Raw genomic sequence first — 18,109 nt, 5'->3', positions numbered from 1 at the left:
TGCATCTCAAAATGATCGCACAGATGGAGGACCATTCCCGATGACGATGTCACTTGCCCTTTCCCACCCCACTCAAGGGAGACGTGCGGCGCCGCCGAGCGCATTGCGCGCGCTTGCCGTGACTTTGCTCGGCACCCTCGCGCTTTTGATCCAGACGACAACCCTCGATGCGCGCGGCGCACCCGAGAGTTTCGCAGATCTGGCCGAGAAATTTAGCCCCGCTGTTGTGAATATTACAACGACAACTGTGGTGGAAGTCTCGACTGATAGTCGCCCCATAGTACCCGAAGGATCCCCGTTTCAGGATTTCTTTGAGGATTTTATGGACCGCAATGGTCAGGGCCAAGGTCAGGGTCAGCAACAACAACGCCCGCGTAAATCACAAGCGCTTGGGTCCGGGTTTGTGATCTCCGAAGACGGATTTATCGTCACCAACAACCATGTGATTGAGGGCGCTGACGAAATCGAGGTAGAGTTCTTCGAAGGGTTTACCTTGCCTGCTACACTGGTCGGCACCGACCCCAAGACAGATATCGCGGTCCTTAAAGTCGAAAGTGACGATCCGCTAAAATTCGTCTCGTTTGGCGACAGTGACGTGGCGCGTGTGGGCGAATGGGTCATGGCGATGGGTAACCCGCTTGGCCAAGGGTTCTCCGTCTCTGCGGGCATCATTTCGCAGCGTGGACGCGCGTTGTCGGGGATTTACGATGACTTCATTCAAACGGATGCGGCGATCAATCGTGGCAACTCGGGGGGGCCGTTGTTCAACATGGACGGCGAAGTGATTGGCGTGAACACAGCGATTTTGTCGCCCAATGGTGGCTCGATCGGTATCGGCTTTTCGATGGCATCCAATGTTGTGTCCAAAGTAGTCGATCAGCTGCGTGAGTTCGGCGAAACGCGCCGTGGCTGGCTCGGTGTGCGCATTCAAAACGTATCCGAGGACGTGGCCGAGGCCATGGGCCTAGAGGCTGCCACTGGTGCGTTGATCACAGATGTGCCCGAGGGGCCGTCCAAAGAGGCAGGTCTTGAAAGTGGCGATGTGATCGTGTCGTTCGACAACAAAGATATTGCCGACCCTGACGCGTTGGTGCGTACCGTTGGCGATACCGAAGTTGGTAAAGCCGTGCGTGTGACCGTGTTCCGTGATGGCAAAACCAAGACTTTGATGGTGACACTTGGACGCCGTGAAGATGCCGAAAACGCGTCTATGCCAACGAATGACGACGATGAGACTGTACCCGAAGAGCCAAAATCTGTCGCCCTGATGGGGCTCACACTTCAGCCTTTGAGTGACGATTTGCGTGAGCAACTTGGCGTGGCTGCAGGCACTGATGGTTTGGCTGTGGTCGACGTCGACGAAAGCACGGAAGCCTTTGAAAAGGGCATGCGTGCGGGCGATGTTATTACCGAAGCGGGTCAGGAGAAGGTCACGTCTGTGGCCGATCTCGAGGCGCGTGTGGAGGCTGCGCGCGATGCAGGGCGCAACACGGTGTTGTTGCTTGTTCGTCGCGCGGGCGAGCCACGCTTTGTGGCGCTTGGTGTCAACTAGTCCAATTGCCCCTTTCAAAACAGTTCAAAAGGCGGCCTTCGGGTCGCCTTTTTCGTACCATTCGGGAGTGGCGGTGGTGTGGCGCTATTTTTGCCGCTCAACAGCCGAGAGGCCGAGTTTGCGCGCAGCCGCCAATGACAATACGTCACTGTCGACGCCTTGAGATTTTTGATAGGCTCGGATTGCGGCGCGTGTGGCGCGGTCCAAGCGTCCGGTGATAGCGGCGCCGAAATATCCGCGTGCGGCCAAGGCGCGCTGTACAGATGCGACAAATTCGGATGTCATTTCCTCATCGCATAGGGTTTCAAACCAAAGCTCGCGGCGTTCGCGCACAATCTCCTGTCGCGTCTCGGTGCGGTATACAGCGGGGTAGCTGATCGTACCGTCCGTGCCAATTTGTGGCGGCTGCACCAAAACCTGTTCTGTGACCGTTTCAATGATCGCCGGCGTAATCGTGCGGGCATAGCAACTATCGGGATCGGCACCGGGGGGCGCGTTTTGCGTATCGCGCGCGCGCAAGATTTCCGTATCCGTTGTTGCAGGCAAGCCTTGGCACGCGCTCAAAACGAGACAGGCCGCAAAGCCCGATAGGAGCCTGCGCATACGGTGCGATGCGTGCCGCGGTCGAGTGGATAATTGGATTTGGCCTGTCATTTTATACTCGTCTCACCAGTCCGCTCTTTAATGGGCGGTTCAAAAACATACAGTAACGCGATTTTCAACGCGCTCCAAGCACTCGCGTGGGTTGCCCCTCTTTTCATCGTCAAGCAGGCGGGGTACATCTTGGCCAACTGAAAGTTTGAAAGACGGACCGCAGACATGGCAAAAATTACTTATATCGAATTTAATGGCACCGAACACGTCGTAGATGTCCCCAATGGCCGCACTGTCATGGAGGGCGCGCGCGACAATGGCGTACCGGGCATTGATGCCGATTGCGGCGGTGCATGTGCATGTTCGACCTGTCACGTTTATGTGTCGCCAGAGTGGGTCGAAAAACTGACGCCCAAGGACGCAATGGAAGAGGATATGCTCGATTTTGCGTATCAACCTGACGCGGCGCGGTCGCGCCTGACGTGTCAGATCAAAGTGACGGATGCGATTGATGGCCTTGTGGTCAATCTCCCAGAAAAGCAAATCTGATGAAAGGCGCGGCTGTCGCATGCCTGTTGGCGGCCACGCCTGTTGCCGCCCAAGATATCACATCCGCGCGGTATCTTGAACCGAGCAGTGCCTACGGGCACAACGCGGTCGCAGATGGTGAATACGCCCTGCTTGAGATCACGCTATCAGATGGTGCGCGCAAAACCTTTCGCTTTGACGGAGCGGTGTTTGAGGATACCGCGCCTAGGTTACACGATTTTGATGGTGATGGTGCGCCAGAGGTTGTCACGGTGGTGAGCGATTTCGAGACGGGTGCGCGGATCCAGCTTTGGACGGCGCAAGAGGGCCAGATCGTGCCCGCCGGATCAAACGCTCCTATTGGTCAAAGATTTCGGTGGCTTGCAATCGCGGGCATCGCCGATTTTGACGGCAATGGCGTGGACGACATCGCCTATGTTGATCGTCCGCATCTGGCCAAAGAGTTGGTATTTGTCGAGGTCGATATGGACGCCGCAACATCGCGTTGGACCCAAATGTCGCGCGTGGCGGGCCTGACAAATCACCATCTTGGCGCGGCTGTGATCGAGGGGGGCGTGCGCACATGCATGGATCAGCCCCCCGTTGTTGTCACAGCGTCTGCTGATTGGAGCATGATTGTCGAAACCCGTTTTGTGGATGGCACACCGCAGTCACAGGCCATCGCACCATATAGTGGCGTGGATGGGTTTGCGCCGTTTTTGCGCTGTAACTAACCCGCGCCTCTTGCAGATGCGGCGCACATATGTGTCGTTTTAGGGCTGTCAAATCGTGGCCAACGTGGCAAAACTCCCATTAAATCAAAATAGGCCCTTAGCGGCAATTCCGGAGCATTCCATGAGCAGCCATGTTCTCACCGTCACTTGCAAATCCACGCGCGGCATTGTCGCCGCCATCTCGGGAAAATTGGCCGAGTTGGGCTGTAATATCACCGATAGCGCCCAGTTTGACGATCCCGCAACGGCGCAGTTTTTTATGCGTGTGAGTTTTGTCTCCGAAACCGGTCTCACGGATGCGCAGATCGCAGAGGGGTTTGCGGCCGTGGCTGATGCGTTTGACATGCAATGGGCGATCCATGATGAGGCTAAAAAGATGAAGGTCGTCGTGATGGTGTCGCGCTTTGGTCATTGCCTCAACGATTTGCTCTACCGTGTGCGCATTGGCGCCTTGCCGATTGAAATCGTCGCCGTGATTTCAAATCACATGGAGTATCAAAAGGTTGTGGTGAACCACGATATTGCGTTCCACCACATCAAAGTGACGAAAGAGAACAAACCCGAAGCTGAAGCAAAGATTATGCAGGTGGTCGAGGATGCAGGGGCCGAGCTGATCGTTCTGGCGCGGTATATGCAGATTTTGAGCGATGATATGTGCCGCGTGATGTCGGGGCGCATTATTAACATTCATCACTCGTTCTTGCCGTCCTTCAAGGGGGCAAACCCCTATAAACAAGCGTTCGAGCGTGGTGTGAAACTGATCGGTGCCACGGCGCATTACGTCACGGCGGATCTCGATGAGGGGCCGATTGTCGAACAAGACACAGTTCGCGTCACACATGCCCAAAGCCCTGAGGATTACGTGTCGCTCGGTCGTGATGTCGAGGCACAGGTTTTTGCCCGTGCCATCCACGCCCACATCCACCACCGCGTTTTTATCAACGGCAACAAAACGGTCGTTTTCCCCGCCTCGCCGGGGGGCTATGCTAGTGAGCGCATGGGGTAAGCAGCCCGACGATATGTGTGAGGGCAGGGTCGTTGACCGATCGGACGCTCAACCTTCAAACGAGAAAAGGCGTGCCGTTCGAGCACGCCTTTGTTCTCTCGCGACAGCCTTTGGAGCTTTGCACCTTGGTCACTTCGATTGAAGAACCGCCATTGGCCGTTCGAGCCGTGGTGCGTTTCGCGCTTAAGATATCGCTTGTTAGGGTTAATAAACCGCTAATCACAATGATAAACTGCACACAAGTTTATGCAGTGCGTCAAAGGGCGCGCCACCCGATATCCGAGCGGTTGAACCCCTCAGGCCAATCAATGCCGTCGATCATCGCATAGGCGCGGTCGCGGGCCTCTGTCAGGCTTGCCCCGCGCGCGGTCACGTTTAGGACGCGCCCACCGGTGGCGACAATCGCACCGTCTTTTGCCGCGGTGCCGGCGTGAAATACCATGTTGGAGCTGTCTTCGGGCATCGCGTCCAGCCCGCGGATCACGCTGCCTTTTTCATACGCACCGGGGTAGCCGTTTGCGGCCATAACAACCGTCAACGCATGGTCGTCGGCCCAGTTCACACGGGCCTGATCCAACGTCCCGTCAGCGGTGGCAATCATTAGATCAAGGGCTTGCGCCCCCAGACGCATCATCAACACCTGACACTCGGGATCGCCAAACCGACAATTGTATTCGACCAGACGCGGTTGACCGTCTTTGATCATAAAACCCGCGTAAAGCACGCCTTGATACGGCATTCCGCGCTTGGCCATCTCGGCCACGGTAGGTTTAACGATCTCGTCCATCGCCTTTTGAATTACGCTGTCGGTCATCACGGGCGCGGGGGAATAGGCCCCCATGCCGCCGGTGTTGAGCCCCGTGTCGCCATCGCCTACGCGTTTGTGGTCTTGGGCGGTTCCCACGGGCAATACGTTTTGCCCGTCACACAAGATGAACCAAGACGCCTCTTCTCCGTCCATGAATTCCTCGATCACGACCTCTGCGCCCGCCGCGCCAAATTCGCCGCCGAACATATCGTCAATCGCGTCGAGCGCGGTTTGCACGTCCATCGCCACGATCACACCCTTGCCTGCGGCCAAGCCGTCCGCCTTGACCACAATCGGGGCGCCCTCGGCGCGGATATAGGCCTTGGCTTTGTCGGCATCGGTGAAATGCGCGTAGCCCGCTGTGGGCGCGCCGCTTGCGTCACAAATGTCTTTGGTGAAGCTTTTCGACGCTTCCAACTGTGCCGCCGCTTTCGAGGGGCCAAAAGTCAAAACACCAGTCTCGCGTAGCGCATCGGCTACGCCCGCAGCCAAGGGGGCTTCGGGTCCGATGATGACGAAATCAATGGCGTTTTCAGTGACGAATTCGACCACCGCCGCCCCATCGTTGATATCAAAAGTGGCGCATTCCGCAATCGCGGCAATCCCTGCGTTTCCGGGGGCCACGATCAACTTATCGCATTTGGGGTTTTGCAAAACAGCCCATGCAAGGCTGTGTTCACGTCCGCCTGATCCGAGAATTAGAATGTTCATGGCTCTCTCCGCTTCACCTTTGGTTGCCTGCGTTCTAAGGTCACATCCGACACGACACAAGCAAGAGCAGCGTTGAAAGATCCCCCATGTCCGAGCTTTTCGAAGACGATGGCCCAGAGCCGCAATCTAACGCCCCTGAATTTACCGTGGGTGAACTGGCGGGGTCGATCAAAAAGACGCTTGAGGGCGCATTCGGACGCGTGCGCGTGCGCGGCGAGATCGGCCGTGTGATGCATGCGCGTTCAGGCCATTTGTATTACGATCTCAAAGACGACAAGGACGTGATTGCCTGTAATACGTGGAAGGGGCAGGCGGCGCGGCTGTCGGTCATTCCCGAGGAAGGCATGGAGGTCATCGTCACGGGGCGGCTGTCTACATTCGGGCCACAGTCTAAATACAATCTCAATGTCGACGAGGTCGAGGTCGCGGGCGAAGGCGCGCTTATGGCCATGTTGGAAAAGCGCAAGAAAGCACTGGCCGCCGAAGGTCTGTTTGATCCCGCCCGAAAACGTCCCATCCCCTATCTGCCTGAGGTGATCGGTGTGGTGACATCGCCCTCAGGCGCAGTGATCCGTGATATTTTGCATCGTTTGCGTGATCGTTTCCCGCGTCATGTTTTGTTGTGGCCTGTCGCTGTTCAGGGGCAAAACTGTGCCGCTGAGGTCGCCGCAGGGATCAAAGGGTTCAACGCGCTACCTGTGGGCGGCGCCATCCCGCGCCCTGACTTGATCATTGTCGCGCGCGGCGGTGGATCGACCGAGGACTTATGGGGCTTTAACGAAGAAATCGTGGCCCGTGCGGCTGCGGCCTCTGATATTGCGTTGATCTCTGCCGTGGGTCACGAGACCGACACGACATTGATCGACTACGCGTCAGATATGCGTGCCCCCACGCCCACTGCTGCTGCCGAAATGGCCGTGCCTGTGCGACGTGAGTTGTGGGTGACGTTACAGGAAATGGGCGCGCGCAATGAGCGCTCACTTTTGGGTGGGCTTGAACGCCGCCGTCAACGTCTGAGCGATTTAGCGCGCGCGATGCCGAAAATCACGCATCTTTTGGACAGTCCGCGCCAACGTGTGGATCAGGCCGATGCGCGCCTCGGTCAAGCGCTCAAAAACGGCGTTCACAAACGCACGCTTGATCTGTCACGCTTGTCTGGACGATTGCAGCCTGCGACCTTGCGCGGTCGCGTTGAGCGTCAAAGTGACCGCCTCAATGATCTGACCCGCCGGTTCGAGCGCGCAGGAAAAGCCAACCTTGACGCCTGGCGCAACACGTTGGAGCGGCGCGGTGCCATGCTTGAGGCACTGTCACACCGCGCGACGATGGCGCGTGGGTTTGCGTTGGTGTTCGATGCACGCGGAGCGTTGATCAAGTCGACGGTTGACGCGGCGCGTATGGCCGAAGTGCAATTTGCTGACGGACGCGTGGCGATCGGCGCGGGCGCTCCCGTTGACCCCACTGCCATACAGATCAAGCCTCCTAAAGGCGATAAACCCAAGCCCAAAAAGGCAAAAGACCGCGACCCGTCCGATCAAGGCAGCTTGTTCTAAACGCCGATCTGCGGTCCTGTGCATTGTAGCGGTCGGTCTGATGAATAGGCTTCGTATTGCTGCGTGCCGCTGTCGCTCACAAATTCGGCGCGCAGTTTATTTCCCTCTTGGAAAAACTGCCAACATTGCGGGGCGCGCCCGTCCTCATAGAGAAAACAGATGTTCTGGTTTTCCTCGTACCAAATTCCGTCAAGGCACGCGCCACCCTCAAACGCCCATTTGACCTGATTGTTTGGATAGTATTCCTCCAGCCCGTAAGCCGTCCCCTGATCCGCATAGGTTAGGGTTTTGCCTCTTGTGTAGGCGTCGAACTCTTGTGCGGTGAGCGGCTCGTCTGCACCTACGGGCAGGGCAAGCACTACGGCGGCGGCATATGCGAAAACTCTCATCATTTAGCGATCCTTCCACAGTGCATATTGAACATGAATTCACATTTTCATGATGACGGGCTTACGACGATTGGCTTATGACGATTGGCCGCGCGGGGTGTGGGCGGCTTGTTGATCCATAATTTGTGCCACGCGCGGGTCCATGACGCGCCGCCAAAGCGGGGGGATGAGCGCGAGCGTTGCCATTGCGGGCAATGAGCGGGGCAGTTGCGCCATATCGTCGGTGATCCGAAGTGCAGGATAGGGCGTCATCGGGTTTGAATGGTGGTCCGAATGGCGCGGGGCGTTGAGCATCATAAAGGAGGTGAACCAGTGCGGCGCATTCCATGAGTGGTGTGGCCCGACAGGTTCCAGCACGCCGTTCGCATCGCGGGTGCGGCGTAATCCGTAGTGTTGCACATAGTCGGATAACATCAGTTGCGACGATGCATAGCCCGATAAAAGGATGTATTTCAGCACGCCTTCCCATGCGCCGATTGCATAGGCGAGTGCCAAACAGGCAAATGCGCCTCCAATGTATAGGGCGTAGGGGTGCAGCTCGTCGGTTTTGCCCGCTGTCTTGCGCATGGTGTTTTCTGCACTCAGACCCGCCCTGAATGAGCCGATCCATGCGCGCGGCAAAAAGCGGTAGTAGCTCATACCGAGCGGCGCGGAGTTTGGATCATCCTCCGTCGCCGCGTATTTGTGGTGGATTTTCGCGTGCGCGGTGGCGTGGTGGCCGAACAAAAGGGAGATATAAACCCAAGTACCCAAGCGGCGCAGGGTCGTGTCGGCACGGTGAACCATTTCGTGGGCATTCGAGTTGGAGACTTGGCCAAAGAACAATCCATGTGCAAAAAAGATGAAAAGACGGTCCCACCATGCATGTTGTCCGTTCGATAGCGCCCACACGGCGAGGGGCAAAAGAGCGAAATGTGCTAGGGCCAACACAACCGATAGCGCATTGGCGTCAGGAAATTCGGCCTCGGGATTGTCAGGACTGCGCGCAAATGCGACCAGTTGATCGAGTGAAAAAGCGAGCGCAGTAATATAAGCAAATGCCAAAAGCGACCACAGTCCGCCATAGAGCGAGGCTAGGGCCAAAAGACCCACAGGTGTGAGTGCTGCAATTGCGAAATAGCGGATGGTATGCGGGGTCGTCATAACACGTGTAACACCTTACAATTTGACGTGAGTATAGCGCGCGCCGTGGGGCGTGCAACGTGGAGATACGGATGGAACCGGAGATCATTGAGAGAGGTATCGTTGTGGCTCTGTGGGCGCTGGCGATGGTATCGGCGTTTGCCTATCTTTGGCTGACCGAGACTCCAACATGTACGCGGCGCACGGCGGTGAAGGCTACGCCATTGCTTGCCTTCGCCGCGATTGCCGCCCTTGCGCATGCGCCTGTCATCCTGATCATAGCGCTCGCATTGTCCGCGGTTGGCGACATCGCATTGTCGCGCGATGGGTCGCGGGCGTTTTTGACGGGTCTTATTGCCTTTGCGCTCGCGCACCTCGCTTATCTCGCATTGTTTGTCCCGCATGTGTCGCGCGTTGAACATGCTCCGATCTTTGGTATGGTGATTGTGGCGGCTTTGGCCATTGCCATCGTTGTGCCCAAGCGTGATCCGCTTACGTGGCCTGCGCGTGCCTATGCTGTGATCATTTGCGCGATGACGGCGGCGGCGTTGTCCTTACCGTTTGGGCTACGCGGTGCGACCGTTGGCGCTGTTTTGTTTTTGATGTCCGATTTGATTTTAGCGGTCCGTTTGTTTCATCTGAGCGAGGGAACAGTGCGGGCCCGCATGGCCAGTTACACGCTTTGGGTGCTCTATGTGGGCGGGCAGGGCTTGATCCTTTTGGCCTTTCTCTAAGGCGGGGCTTTTCTCGCGGGCAAAGACGGATTATGTGAGCAGGGAACGGAGGCCTCATGTCGCTATTTGGAAAACTCAAGAAACGCCTGCTCAAATCGTCGTCAAAGATTGACGAGGGGTTAGAAGCTATTGTGGCCGATGGTGGTGCGCAAAGCGGTGCGCACGAGGCCTATGTCGAGGATGTGGTCGCGGATATTCCCGATGCTGCTCCTGTTGAAATCCCCACAGATGCGCCTGTCGAAGAGCCGGTTCGCGCGCCAGAGGCGGTCGCGCCACCTGCGCCTGTTGAGGTGCCTGACACGCCTGTCGTTGAAATCCCCACGCCCCCTGTTGAGGTGGCCCCTGTTGACGTTCCCCCTTTTGAGATCGCCCCTGTTGAGGCGGCTCCCGCTGAGACTGCACCCGCTGAGATCGCGCCTGTTGCCGAGGCGCTCGAAGAGATTGTTGAGATTGCCGTGGCACAGCCCCAAGTCGAGGCCGCTGTGAGGCCGGGCTTTTTGGGCCGCCTTATGGGGCGCAAAGAGACCAAGGCGGTTGTGCGCCGTGCGCTTGACGACGATATGCTGGAGCAGCTCGAAGAGTTGTTGATTTCCACCGATATGGGGGTGGACACGTCCTTGCGTGTTACGGCCGCGATGGCCGAGGGCCGCTTTGGTAAAAAGCTGTCTGTCGAAGAGATTAAGCGCCTGATGGCCCAAGAGATTGCGCGCATCATGGAGCCAGTTGCCAAGCCGATGCCGCTCTACCCGCAAACGCCGCAGGTTGTTCTTGTGGTGGGCGTGAATGGGTCTGGCAAAACCACAACGATTGGCAAGCTTGCAAGTCAGTTTAAAGCTGCGGGTAAGTCCGTGGTGATTGCCGCTGGCGATACGTTCCGTGCCGCCGCCGTTGAACAATTACAGGTATGGGGCGAGCGTGCCGGTGTGCCGGTTTTAACCGCACCTGAGGGGTCCGATCCCGCGTCTCTCGCGTTTGATGCGATGAGCAAGGCGCAAGATATCGGTGCTGATCTCTTGTTGATTGATACGGCGGGACGGTTGCAAAACCGCACTGACCTGATGGAAGAATTGGCGAAGATCGTGCGCGTGATCCGCAAGAAAGATTCGAGCGCGCCGCACAATACCTTGTTGGTGCTTGATGCGACCACGGGTCAAAATGCGCTGAATCAGGTTGAAACCTTCCAAAAAATATCCGATGTGTCCGGACTTGTTATGACGAAACTCGACGGCACCGCTAAAGGCGGCGTTCTGGTGAGCCTCGCCGATAAGTTTGGTCTGCCGATCCATGCGATCGGTGTGGGCGAACAGATCGACGATCTCGCGCCGTTCGATCCCGAAGAATTTGCCGCGGCCCTGACGGGTCTGGAGGTCTGATGTTAGAACTGCACAAAGCGAATGGTCCCGACAATTGGGTGTCGGGTGGGAACGCTATTGCGCGCCGCGAAGCCATGCAGGATTTGTTTTTCGATCACCCCGAGCGCGCGGAACAAACCAGTGAGGATTGGCCAGAGGATCGTGCATTGCACTCTGAAATGGTGATCACGGACGGCGACACGTTGGTGGCAACGGCGATGCTTGTGGTTGACGAAAACCGTGGCGATTGTCCGGCACGAATTTGGGGCATGGGCATCTTGCCGTCCTACCGCACTGAATTTGTTGTGCAATCTCTCGAAGAGGCGTTGTTGCGTGATGGCGCATTCGAGATTGATCAGGACTTTATCGAGGGTGCTGACGGGCGATTGATCCCCAATCCATATGTCGATTTCGAAATGATGCTAACGGGCAGTGTTCCCTCACACGAGGCATGACCCGCGTGGCGTGCGGTGATCGAGGCGCACTATGAGCGACTGGATCATTTCCCTTGAGGGGACCGAGGCGGGGCATCAGCTTGCGCTCATTCTCGCGCTTACAGCCGCCTTTTTGCATGCTTTGTTCGGCGCGCTTCAAAAGGGGCGTCATGATCCGTGGCTGTCACGTGGGGCGATTGATTTTTCCTACGGTATCATCGCCGCTCCGTTTGCGCTTTTTGTAGTGCCGTGGCCCGAGCCGCATATGTGGCCGATCTTTGCGGGCATGTTTGTGATTCACACCGCCTATAAAGCCGCCCAAGGATATACCTACACCAAAGGCGCCTATACGGTGGTCTATCCGGTCGTGCGCGGGACGGGACCGTTGTTTGCGGTGATCGGCGCGGGACTCGTGTTTGGCGAACATTTTTCGCCGGTGCAATGGTTCGGGGTGTTCACGCTTGTCGCGGGCATCTTTGGCCTCGCGATTTACAATTTGCGCACCATTACAGTGGGTCGCGACACGATGGTGCCCGCGATGATGCTCGCGGTTTTGACGGGCGGTTTTGTAGCGCTCTACACCACCTATGACGCTTACGGTATTCGCGCCACGGCGGATCCGTTCACGTTTTTGGCGTGGTTTTTCTTCATTGACGGATTTGTGATGCCGGTTGTTGCCACGCTGCGCTATCGGTCGTTGGTCGACAAACCGACCCTCGGGCCGCTGATGGCGCGCGGCCTTATCGGCGGTATCGTTGCCTATTTTTCCTTTGGTTTTGTGATGCTTGCGACCCGTTTGGACAATGTGGGCGAGGCCGCAGTTTTGCGCGAAACCTCTACTGTTTTCGCCGCCCTTATCGGATGGCTGATCTTGGGTGAAAAGGTTGGCCCGCGCCGCCTTGCGCTCATGGCTTTGATCGCGCTGGGGGCTGTGATAGTCGAGATGGGCGGATGACAAAGGATGCAATCAAGATGAGCGACAACACCACCGAGATGACCGTAAAGCCGTGGGTCAAAACTGTTTTGGAGATGGGGCCGATCATTGCGTTTTTTGCGGGGTATGTTCTGCTCAAGGACCGTGATTTCCTTGTGAACGGCCAAACCTACTCGGGGTTCATCGTGATGACGGCGCTGTTCATTCCGTTGATTGCCGCGTCGTCCTTTGCGCTGTGGCGTCTGACGGGCAAACTGTCCGTGATGCAGATCATGACACTTGTCCTCGTCACAGTGTTCGGCGGCTTGACGATCTGGCTCAATGACGAGCGCTTTTTCAAGATGAAGCCAACGATGATCTACATGCTGTTTGGCGGTATGTTGGCCTTTGGTCTCCTGCGTGGGCGCAGCTATTTGCGCGTTGTGATGGGTGAATTGATGCCGCTCGATCATGAGGGTTGGATGAAGCTGACCCTGCGCATGATGCTTTTGTTCTTCGGGTTGGCTATCGCCAATGAACTGGTGTGGCGCAGCCTGTCCACGGATGCATGGGTCAAGTTCAAAACCTTTGGTCTGCCCATGATCATGTTCGGGTTTTTCATGACCCAATCGGGCCTGTTGGCGCGTCACTCAACCGCTGACGAGGATGCCCCAGAGGCCTGATCAGATGCCGGTTACGGTGTACGGCAGATAGGCAATTGCCAAGGCTGCCGAGCCTGTCAACGCAAGCCCGTCTACCAAAATGTCTTGTCCCGGTGCGCCTGCGACAACCTTTTCGGCGAGATCGCCAGATTTGATGATGGCGAGCAATTCGGGCGACGACATAAAGGTGTCATGCCCCAATACATCGCCCATCGGCGCGCCGCTTACATCGATCAAAACAGCGCCGGCGTTGCGGATCTCCTCAACCGCGGATGCGTCACCGGCGCGCGGGTGCCCGCCCGTGATGACGGATGAGAATTTTAGCGCACGGTCGCGCCGCGATCCGATAACCGCCACGCCCAACGGATAATCGCGCAGGTCGGACATTTGTTCGACAAAGACGTCAAGATCGATATCAGGTTGAACCAAGATGACGCCATTCACCGCCTTTAACGTCGCTGTGTCTTGTTGCAACGACAAGCGTTTGAGGGCTTCCATCGTCAACAAACCACCCATGGAGTGGGCGACAATCGTCACCTTTCCGGTGGCTTTGGCCAAGAGTTTTATGGTGTCGGCCAGCGCCGCGCGGGCAAACAGAACACTATCGCGGTCATAGGCGTAGCGGGCCAGTTTGCCCGCCGAAGGCCATGAAAATACGGTGACGGGGTTTTTGAACCCGAAATCGGTCGCGATCTGTGCCGCGCGAAAAACCGCGCCCGGATAAGAGACATTGAACCCGTGCACAAACAAAACCGTGCCGAGACCCTTGTCATCGTTTTGCGCGACCGATTTTGAAAACGCCTGAGCGGTGTCAAAACTTTGGGTGCGGGTCACAAAGAACTGGGTTTGGGCATCCAGCGGCTTGCGTGGAAATGAGAACTCCCCGGCGCGCCGGTTTGGCGGAATGGAGATTGTGTAATCCAGATAAGAGACGCCTGAAGTTCGCTCGCCCTCGAATTGCACGAGCGGGTCACGTGACACATGGCGATTGGTTGCCACGAACACGCGTCTTTGAACCTCGGATGCAAGGGACCCCGCGACCTCCCCATAAAGGCGCGGTGTAGAACAGCCCGTGGCCAAAGCGGCCGCAGAAGTGGCAATAAAAGCGCGTCGATCCACGGGTGATCCTTTGAAATATACTCGTTAAACGGCCAAGCGGCCGTATGGGCTAGCGTTTGAACAAGGTGTTCTGCGCCTCTTTGTCCGTGCTTATATCACCGCGTTTTTGCGCGCCAAGGGCGCGTCCGCGTTTCACCGCATCGCGTGCACCCACTGTGTCTAGCCACCGCGCCAAATTCGGTTTGTCGTCAAGGGTCTGTTGCTGCCCCTCCCATAGGGACGCCCAGCCCCAAATTGACATATCCGCAATGGAATAAAAATCGCCCGCCACAAATTCATGTTTGGCCAGTTGACGATCGAGGACACCGTAAAGACGTGCGGTTTCAGTGCGGTAGCGGTCTTTGGCGTAGGGCAGGTCATTGGGCGGGTCCATCGCGGGGGCGTATTTGAGGAAGTGATGCGCCTGTCCAGCCATCGGGCCAAGGCCGCCCATTTGCCACATGAGCCATTGATCAACGGCGATGCGGTCGCGCGCGGACGTCCCGTAAAACTGCCTCGTTTTGCGCGCAAGGTATTGCAAGATTGCACCGCTTTCAAAGATCGAAACGGGCGCTCCATCAGGCCCATCGGGGTCTATAATCGCGGGCATCCGGTTGTTGGGGGCAATTTTGAGAAAATCGGGTGCAAACTGATCCCCCGCGCCGATGTCGATATACGTTGTCTGATACGCCAGCCCCATTTCCTCCAGCGCGATGGAGATTTTCCAACCGTTCGGCGTGGGCCAGTAAAAGAGGTCGATGGGGGGCTGTGTCATTGGATGTCCTTTTCAGTGTTGCCATCAATGATGGGGGGACATGCCCACGGTGACAATGCTCAATTGTTCAAATATGTGCGATGGTGATGCGCATCATTCGAAAATTTCACGTGCACAGGTGATCGCCCGTGTTGACACAATGTCGCAGGATTTGTAGGCCAAAGCTATCGTGGCGATTTGTTCACCGGATTGCGGGCCACGTAAAATCATACCGCTAAAAGGTCGAGACGCGATGCGCCATCCGCGCCCCCGCTCTTGATCGACGGGGGCTTTTTATTTGATGATGAGGCCGCGACACATGGGCAAGACCGACTGGAAACCGCAAACACAACTGATCCACCAAGGCACACGCCGTAGCCAATACGGCGAAGTGTCCGAGGCGCTCTTTTTGACGCAGGGCTTTGTCTACGACAGTGCTGAGGCTGCCGAGGCGAGATTTGTAAATCAGGGTGAGGATGAGTTCATCTATGCGCGCTATGGCAATCCGACAACGCGTATGTTTGAGGACCGGATGGCGGCCATTGAGGGCTGCGAAGATGCCTTTGCCACTGCCTCTGGCATGGCCGCCGTCTCCGGTGCGTTGATGGCGGTGTTGCAATCGGGGGATCATCTGGTGTCATCGCGTGCCTTGTTCGGGTCGTGCAATTACATCGTGACCGAGGTGCTCCCGAAGTTCGGTGTTGAGACCACGCTCATTGACGGGCGCGATCTGGACGCGTGGAAAGCCGCCATTCGCCCCGATACCAAGGCGGTGTTCCTGGAGAGTATTTCCAACCCGACCCTTGAGGTGATTGATCTCAAGGCGGTGTGTGAACTGGCCCATGCCGTTGGGGCGTTGGTGATCGTTGACAATGCGATGTGTTCGCCAATTTTCACCTATGCCAAAGAGGCGGGTGCCGACCTTATCATTTACTCGACCACCAAACATGTGGACGGGCAGGGGCGGTGTCTTGGCGGTATTATTGCCGGCGATCGCGATTTGATCCGTGGCCCGATTGAAACCTATCTCAAACACACGGGCGGCGCGATTTCCCCATTTAACGCATGGGTTCAGCTTAAATCCCTCGAGACACTTGATTTGCGGGTCCGCCAGCAGGCGCGTACGGCATTGGCGGTCTGCGATGCGGTTGAGGGGCATCGTGCGCTCAATTTTGTGCGCTACCCGACCCACAAGGCGCATCCGCAATACGATCTTGCGATCACGCAATCGGAGTCGGGCGGTACGGTGATCACAATTGATCTCAAAGGCGGCAAAGACGCGGCGTTCACATTCCTCAATGCGTTGAAGGTGTTTACCATCTCCAACAATTTCGCCGATGCCAAATCTATCGCCACGCATCCGTGCACGACAACGCATAAAAACGTGCCTGTTGAGCGGCGCCCCGAAGTGGGCCTCACGGACGGTCTTGTGCGGCTGTCTATGGGTCTCGAAGATCCGCAAGATATCATTGACGATATCCTAACGGCGCTCGGCGCGATCTGATCCAAACCCCTGCCGTAGCCGTATCCAATTGGTAATCGGGTTCAAACCTCCTATATGTTGGAGGCAACGGCGGGGGACTTCCCATGAACATTCAGACGGGTGCTATGGATAAACAGGCGAAACGCGAGGCCGCAAAGGCCGCTCTACATGCGCTACGTGCATGGGCTGAGGATGCTACGCCGACTGAAGTGGCGGAGCTTGATCCCGCGATTTCACGGCTTTTGCCGCATTCGGACGATTTCGCCAACTATCCCGCGTTGCGCCGTGCATACCCTGAGGATTTCCAAGTTGACGAGGCCTACCGCGACACGCTGCCCGATCTGCAAAACGGTCCCGAGAGCCTGATCAAAGGCGCGCGTCAGCAAATCCAACACGTCGGCATTTCCAATTTCCGTCTACCGATCCGGTTTCACACCCGCGACAACGGCGATTTGACGCTTGAGACATCTGTGACGGGGACCGTGAGCCTTGAGGCGGAGAAAAAGGGCATCAACATGTCCCGCATCATGCGCTCGTTTTACAAACATGCCGAGCAAACGTTTAGCTTTGACGTGATAGAAACGGCTCTCGATGCCTATATCGCTGACCTCGATAGTTTTGATGCCCGCATCCAGATGCGGTTTTCGTTTCCTGTCAAAATGCCATCATTACGCTCTGGCCTTGAGGGGTTTCAATACTACGATATCGCGCTGGAACTGGTCGAGAAAAACGGTGTGCGGCGCAAGTTTATGCACCTTGATTACGTTTACTCGTCGACATGCCCGTGTTCGTTGGAATTGTCAGAGCACGCGCGGCGCACGCGGCAACAATTGGCCACGCCGCATTCGCAACGCTCGGTTGCGCGTATTTCCGTCGAAGTGTTGCCAAATCAAGCCTGTCTATGGTTCGAGGATCTGATTGATCTGGCCCGCAGTGCGGTCGCGACCGAGACGCAGGTGATGGTAAAACGTGAGGATGAACAGGCGTTTGCAGAGCTGAACGCCGCCAATCCGATTTTCGTCGAAGATGCCGCGCGCCTGTTTTGCGAGGCCTTGCAAGGCGAGCCAAGAGTGGGCGATTTCCGCGTTGTCGCCTCGCACCAAGAGAGCCTGCATTCGCATGATGCCGTGTCCGTTTTGACCCAAGGCGACACGTTCGACGCGCAAAGCCTCGATCCGCGCCTGTTTGCGTCTTTGATCCACGTCGGATAACACGCGGCCCGTCACGCGGCCCACAACGCAGGCTATGCAAAGATTTGTCAAATTTGTATGTTTCCCCCGTGAGTTGCACGGCTTATGAGGGGGCATGTTGGGACGGTTTGTGCGCATAGCTCTGCTTGTCGGAGTGATCCTTGGGATTTTGGGACCAAAATCGTCGGCCTTGATGGCCGAGCTTGGCCTGATTGATGCGTCTTTCATCGTGATTTGTACGGGCGACGGGGTTGAACGTATCAGCCTTGATGGCGATGGCAATCCGGTTGAGCACAGCGACGACACCACCGCCCCATGTCCCCTTGTCCATGCCGTTGACGGGCCACTTAGCGTGTTGTTCGCACAGGCGCTCCCCTCGCGCTTCGCGCTTGCCGATTATCCGCGCCCGTCACAGGTCCGTGGTCTTATCACCCCTCACTCTGTTCGTTTTGCCCGCGCTCCGCCGCGCGTCTGATTTCTTTTAAGATTCAG

At 56.9% G+C, this 18,109-nt stretch carries 19 protein-coding genes and 1 riboswitch; of the genes, 13 read left to right on the top strand and 6 right to left on the bottom strand.

Going from position 1 to position 18,109, the window contains the following annotated elements; genetic code table 11:
- The first annotated feature begins 46 nt into the window (after window positions 1-46).
- The gene (locus IMCC12053_RS12175) at window positions 47-1,552 is read left to right on the top strand and encodes a Do family serine endopeptidase (RefSeq protein WP_236852614.1); all 1,506 of its coding nucleotides are present in this window, start codon (window positions 47-49) and stop codon (window positions 1,550-1,552) included.
- Window positions 1,553-1,636: 84 nt separating this feature from the next.
- On the opposite strand, the gene IMCC12053_RS12170 is transcribed toward IMCC12053_RS12175, so the two are convergent.
- The gene (locus IMCC12053_RS12170) at window positions 1,637-2,155 is read right to left on the bottom strand and encodes a peptidoglycan-binding domain-containing protein (protein WP_062221298.1); all 519 of its coding nucleotides are present in this window, start codon (window positions 2,153-2,155) and stop codon (window positions 1,637-1,639) included.
- 216 nt (window positions 2,156-2,371) lie between these two features.
- Between IMCC12053_RS12170 and IMCC12053_RS12165 the strand changes: the two genes are divergently transcribed.
- From IMCC12053_RS12165 to purU, 3 genes are all read left to right on the top strand, one after another.
- Complete coding sequence (locus IMCC12053_RS12165) at window positions 2,372-2,695, top strand: 2Fe-2S iron-sulfur cluster-binding protein (protein WP_062219422.1); 324 nt, start codon at window positions 2,372-2,374, stop codon at window positions 2,693-2,695.
- Window positions 2,695-3,408, top strand: coding sequence for an FG-GAP repeat domain-containing protein (locus IMCC12053_RS12160; RefSeq protein ID WP_062219420.1), 714 nt, complete (start codon window positions 2,695-2,697; stop codon window positions 3,406-3,408). Before IMCC12053_RS12165 ends, IMCC12053_RS12160 begins: the two co-directional genes overlap by 1 nt.
- Before the next feature lie 121 nt (window positions 3,409-3,529).
- Window positions 3,530-4,414, top strand: coding sequence for a formyltetrahydrofolate deformylase (gene purU / locus IMCC12053_RS12155; RefSeq protein ID WP_062219418.1), 885 nt, complete (start codon window positions 3,530-3,532; stop codon window positions 4,412-4,414).
- Window positions 4,415-4,670: 256 nt separating this feature from the next.
- Here purU and purD read toward each other — a convergent pair whose 3' ends face one another.
- Window positions 4,671-5,933: a phosphoribosylamine--glycine ligase gene (gene purD / locus IMCC12053_RS12150; protein ID WP_062219416.1), complete on the bottom strand. Its 1,263-nt coding sequence runs from the start codon at window positions 5,931-5,933 to the stop codon at window positions 4,671-4,673.
- A gap of 86 nt (window positions 5,934-6,019) precedes the next feature.
- On the opposite strand from purD, the gene xseA reads away from it, so the two are divergent.
- The gene (gene xseA / locus IMCC12053_RS12145; RefSeq protein WP_062219414.1) at window positions 6,020-7,486 is read left to right on the top strand and encodes an exodeoxyribonuclease VII large subunit; all 1,467 of its coding nucleotides are present in this window, start codon (window positions 6,020-6,022) and stop codon (window positions 7,484-7,486) included.
- Here xseA and IMCC12053_RS12140 read toward each other — a convergent pair.
- Entirely contained in the window at window positions 7,483-7,878 is a 396-nt protein-coding gene (locus IMCC12053_RS12140; RefSeq protein WP_062219412.1) for a hypothetical protein, read from the bottom strand. The two genes, xseA and IMCC12053_RS12140, sit on opposite strands and share 4 nt — an antisense overlap.
- A gap of 72 nt (window positions 7,879-7,950) precedes the next feature.
- Window positions 7,951-9,018, bottom strand: coding sequence for an alkane 1-monooxygenase (locus IMCC12053_RS12135; protein ID WP_062219410.1), 1,068 nt, complete (start codon window positions 9,016-9,018; stop codon window positions 7,951-7,953).
- 71 nt (window positions 9,019-9,089) lie between these two features.
- Here IMCC12053_RS12135 and IMCC12053_RS12130 point away from each other — a divergent pair, with 71 nt between their 5' ends.
- Genes IMCC12053_RS12130 through IMCC12053_RS12110 form a run of 5 tightly spaced genes read left to right on the top strand, consistent with a single transcriptional unit; the run spans window position 9,090 to window position 13,113 of the window.
- On the top strand, window positions 9,090-9,731 hold the full coding sequence (locus tag IMCC12053_RS12130) for a lysoplasmalogenase family protein (protein WP_062219408.1): 642 nt from the start codon (window positions 9,090-9,092) through the stop codon (window positions 9,729-9,731).
- Between the two features lie 56 nt (window positions 9,732-9,787).
- Window positions 9,788-11,104: a signal recognition particle-docking protein FtsY gene (gene ftsY, locus IMCC12053_RS12125; RefSeq protein ID WP_062219407.1), complete on the top strand. Its 1,317-nt coding sequence runs from the start codon at window positions 9,788-9,790 to the stop codon at window positions 11,102-11,104.
- Window positions 11,104-11,538: a hypothetical protein gene (locus tag IMCC12053_RS12120; RefSeq protein ID WP_062219405.1), complete on the top strand. Its 435-nt coding sequence runs from the start codon at window positions 11,104-11,106 to the stop codon at window positions 11,536-11,538. Before ftsY ends, IMCC12053_RS12120 begins: the two co-directional genes overlap by 1 nt.
- A 31-nt stretch (window positions 11,539-11,569) precedes the next feature.
- On the top strand, window positions 11,570-12,472 hold the full coding sequence (locus IMCC12053_RS12115) for an EamA family transporter (protein ID WP_062219403.1): 903 nt from the start codon (window positions 11,570-11,572) through the stop codon (window positions 12,470-12,472).
- Between the two features lie 17 nt (window positions 12,473-12,489).
- Window positions 12,490-13,113 (top strand): inner membrane-spanning protein YciB, encoded by a 624-nt coding sequence (locus IMCC12053_RS12110; protein ID WP_074906245.1) that lies wholly within the window; start codon window positions 12,490-12,492, stop codon window positions 13,111-13,113.
- Here the strand turns inward: IMCC12053_RS12110 and IMCC12053_RS12105 are convergent, their stop codons facing one another.
- Together IMCC12053_RS12105 and IMCC12053_RS12100 are read right to left on the bottom strand one after the other, a co-directional pair.
- A complete protein-coding gene (locus tag IMCC12053_RS12105; protein ID WP_062219401.1) occupies window positions 13,114-14,211 on the bottom strand; it encodes an alpha/beta hydrolase in 1,098 nt (365 codons plus the stop codon). It abuts the gene before it with no gap.
- 49 nt (window positions 14,212-14,260) lie between these two features.
- A complete protein-coding gene (locus tag IMCC12053_RS12100; RefSeq protein ID WP_062219399.1) occupies window positions 14,261-14,965 on the bottom strand; it encodes a glutathione S-transferase N-terminal domain-containing protein in 705 nt (234 codons plus the stop codon).
- Window positions 14,966-15,124: 159 nt separating this feature from the next.
- Window positions 15,125-15,203: riboswitch (SAM riboswitch) on the top strand.
- Between the two features lie 60 nt (window positions 15,204-15,263).
- Here IMCC12053_RS12100 and metZ point away from each other — a divergent pair.
- From metZ to IMCC12053_RS12085, 3 genes are all read left to right on the top strand, one after another.
- Window positions 15,264-16,448: an O-succinylhomoserine sulfhydrylase gene (gene metZ, locus IMCC12053_RS12095; protein WP_062219398.1), complete on the top strand. Its 1,185-nt coding sequence runs from the start codon at window positions 15,264-15,266 to the stop codon at window positions 16,446-16,448.
- Between the two features lie 83 nt (window positions 16,449-16,531).
- Window positions 16,532-17,638: a GTP cyclohydrolase FolE2 gene (folE2, locus tag IMCC12053_RS12090; RefSeq protein ID WP_062219397.1), complete on the top strand. Its 1,107-nt coding sequence runs from the start codon at window positions 16,532-16,534 to the stop codon at window positions 17,636-17,638.
- A gap of 94 nt (window positions 17,639-17,732) precedes the next feature.
- On the top strand, window positions 17,733-18,092 hold the full coding sequence (locus IMCC12053_RS12085; protein ID WP_062219396.1) for a hypothetical protein: 360 nt from the start codon (window positions 17,733-17,735) through the stop codon (window positions 18,090-18,092).
- Window positions 18,093-18,109: the final 17 nt, after the last annotated feature.

The sequence above is a fragment of the Celeribacter marinus genome (assembly GCF_001308265.1).
Lineage (GTDB): Bacteria > Pseudomonadota > Alphaproteobacteria > Rhodobacterales > Rhodobacteraceae > Celeribacter > Celeribacter marinus.
This window is presented reverse-complemented; position numbering and strand designations above follow the sequence as displayed.

Excerpts from the sequence above, each read along its gene's own strand:
- IMCC12053_RS12100 (WP_062219399.1), bottom strand. The coding sequence starts at position 14,965 with ATGACACAGCCCCCCATCGACCTCTTTTACTGGCCCACGCCGAACGGT.
- metZ (WP_062219398.1), top strand. The coding sequence starts at position 15,264 with ATGGGCAAGACCGACTGGAAACCGCAAACACAACTGATCCACCAAGGC.
- xseA (WP_062219414.1), top strand. The coding sequence starts at position 6,020 with ATGTCCGAGCTTTTCGAAGACGATGGCCCAGAGCCGCAATCTAACGCC.
- IMCC12053_RS12140 (WP_062219412.1), bottom strand. The coding sequence starts at position 7,878 with ATGATGAGAGTTTTCGCATATGCCGCCGCCGTAGTGCTTGCCCTGCCC.
- folE2 (WP_062219397.1), top strand. The coding sequence starts at position 16,532 with ATGAACATTCAGACGGGTGCTATGGATAAACAGGCGAAACGCGAGGCC.
- IMCC12053_RS12085 (WP_062219396.1), top strand. The coding sequence starts at position 17,733 with ATGTTGGGACGGTTTGTGCGCATAGCTCTGCTTGTCGGAGTGATCCTT.
- IMCC12053_RS12175 (WP_236852614.1), top strand. The coding sequence starts at position 47 with ATGTCACTTGCCCTTTCCCACCCCACTCAAGGGAGACGTGCGGCGCCG.
- IMCC12053_RS12110 (WP_074906245.1), top strand. The coding sequence starts at position 12,490 with ATGAGCGACAACACCACCGAGATGACCGTAAAGCCGTGGGTCAAAACT.
- IMCC12053_RS12130 (WP_062219408.1), top strand. The coding sequence starts at position 9,090 with ATGGAACCGGAGATCATTGAGAGAGGTATCGTTGTGGCTCTGTGGGCG.
- IMCC12053_RS12170 (WP_062221298.1), bottom strand. The coding sequence starts at position 2,155 with ATGCGCAGGCTCCTATCGGGCTTTGCGGCCTGTCTCGTTTTGAGCGCG.
- purU (WP_062219418.1), top strand. The coding sequence starts at position 3,530 with ATGAGCAGCCATGTTCTCACCGTCACTTGCAAATCCACGCGCGGCATT.
- IMCC12053_RS12135 (WP_062219410.1), bottom strand. The coding sequence starts at position 9,018 with ATGACGACCCCGCATACCATCCGCTATTTCGCAATTGCAGCACTCACA.
- IMCC12053_RS12120 (WP_062219405.1), top strand. The coding sequence starts at position 11,104 with ATGTTAGAACTGCACAAAGCGAATGGTCCCGACAATTGGGTGTCGGGT.
- IMCC12053_RS12115 (WP_062219403.1), top strand. The coding sequence starts at position 11,570 with ATGAGCGACTGGATCATTTCCCTTGAGGGGACCGAGGCGGGGCATCAG.
- IMCC12053_RS12165 (WP_062219422.1), top strand. The coding sequence starts at position 2,372 with ATGGCAAAAATTACTTATATCGAATTTAATGGCACCGAACACGTCGTA.
- IMCC12053_RS12160 (WP_062219420.1), top strand. The coding sequence starts at position 2,695 with ATGAAAGGCGCGGCTGTCGCATGCCTGTTGGCGGCCACGCCTGTTGCC.
- ftsY (WP_062219407.1), top strand. The coding sequence starts at position 9,788 with ATGTCGCTATTTGGAAAACTCAAGAAACGCCTGCTCAAATCGTCGTCA.
- purD (WP_062219416.1), bottom strand. The coding sequence starts at position 5,933 with ATGAACATTCTAATTCTCGGATCAGGCGGACGTGAACACAGCCTTGCA.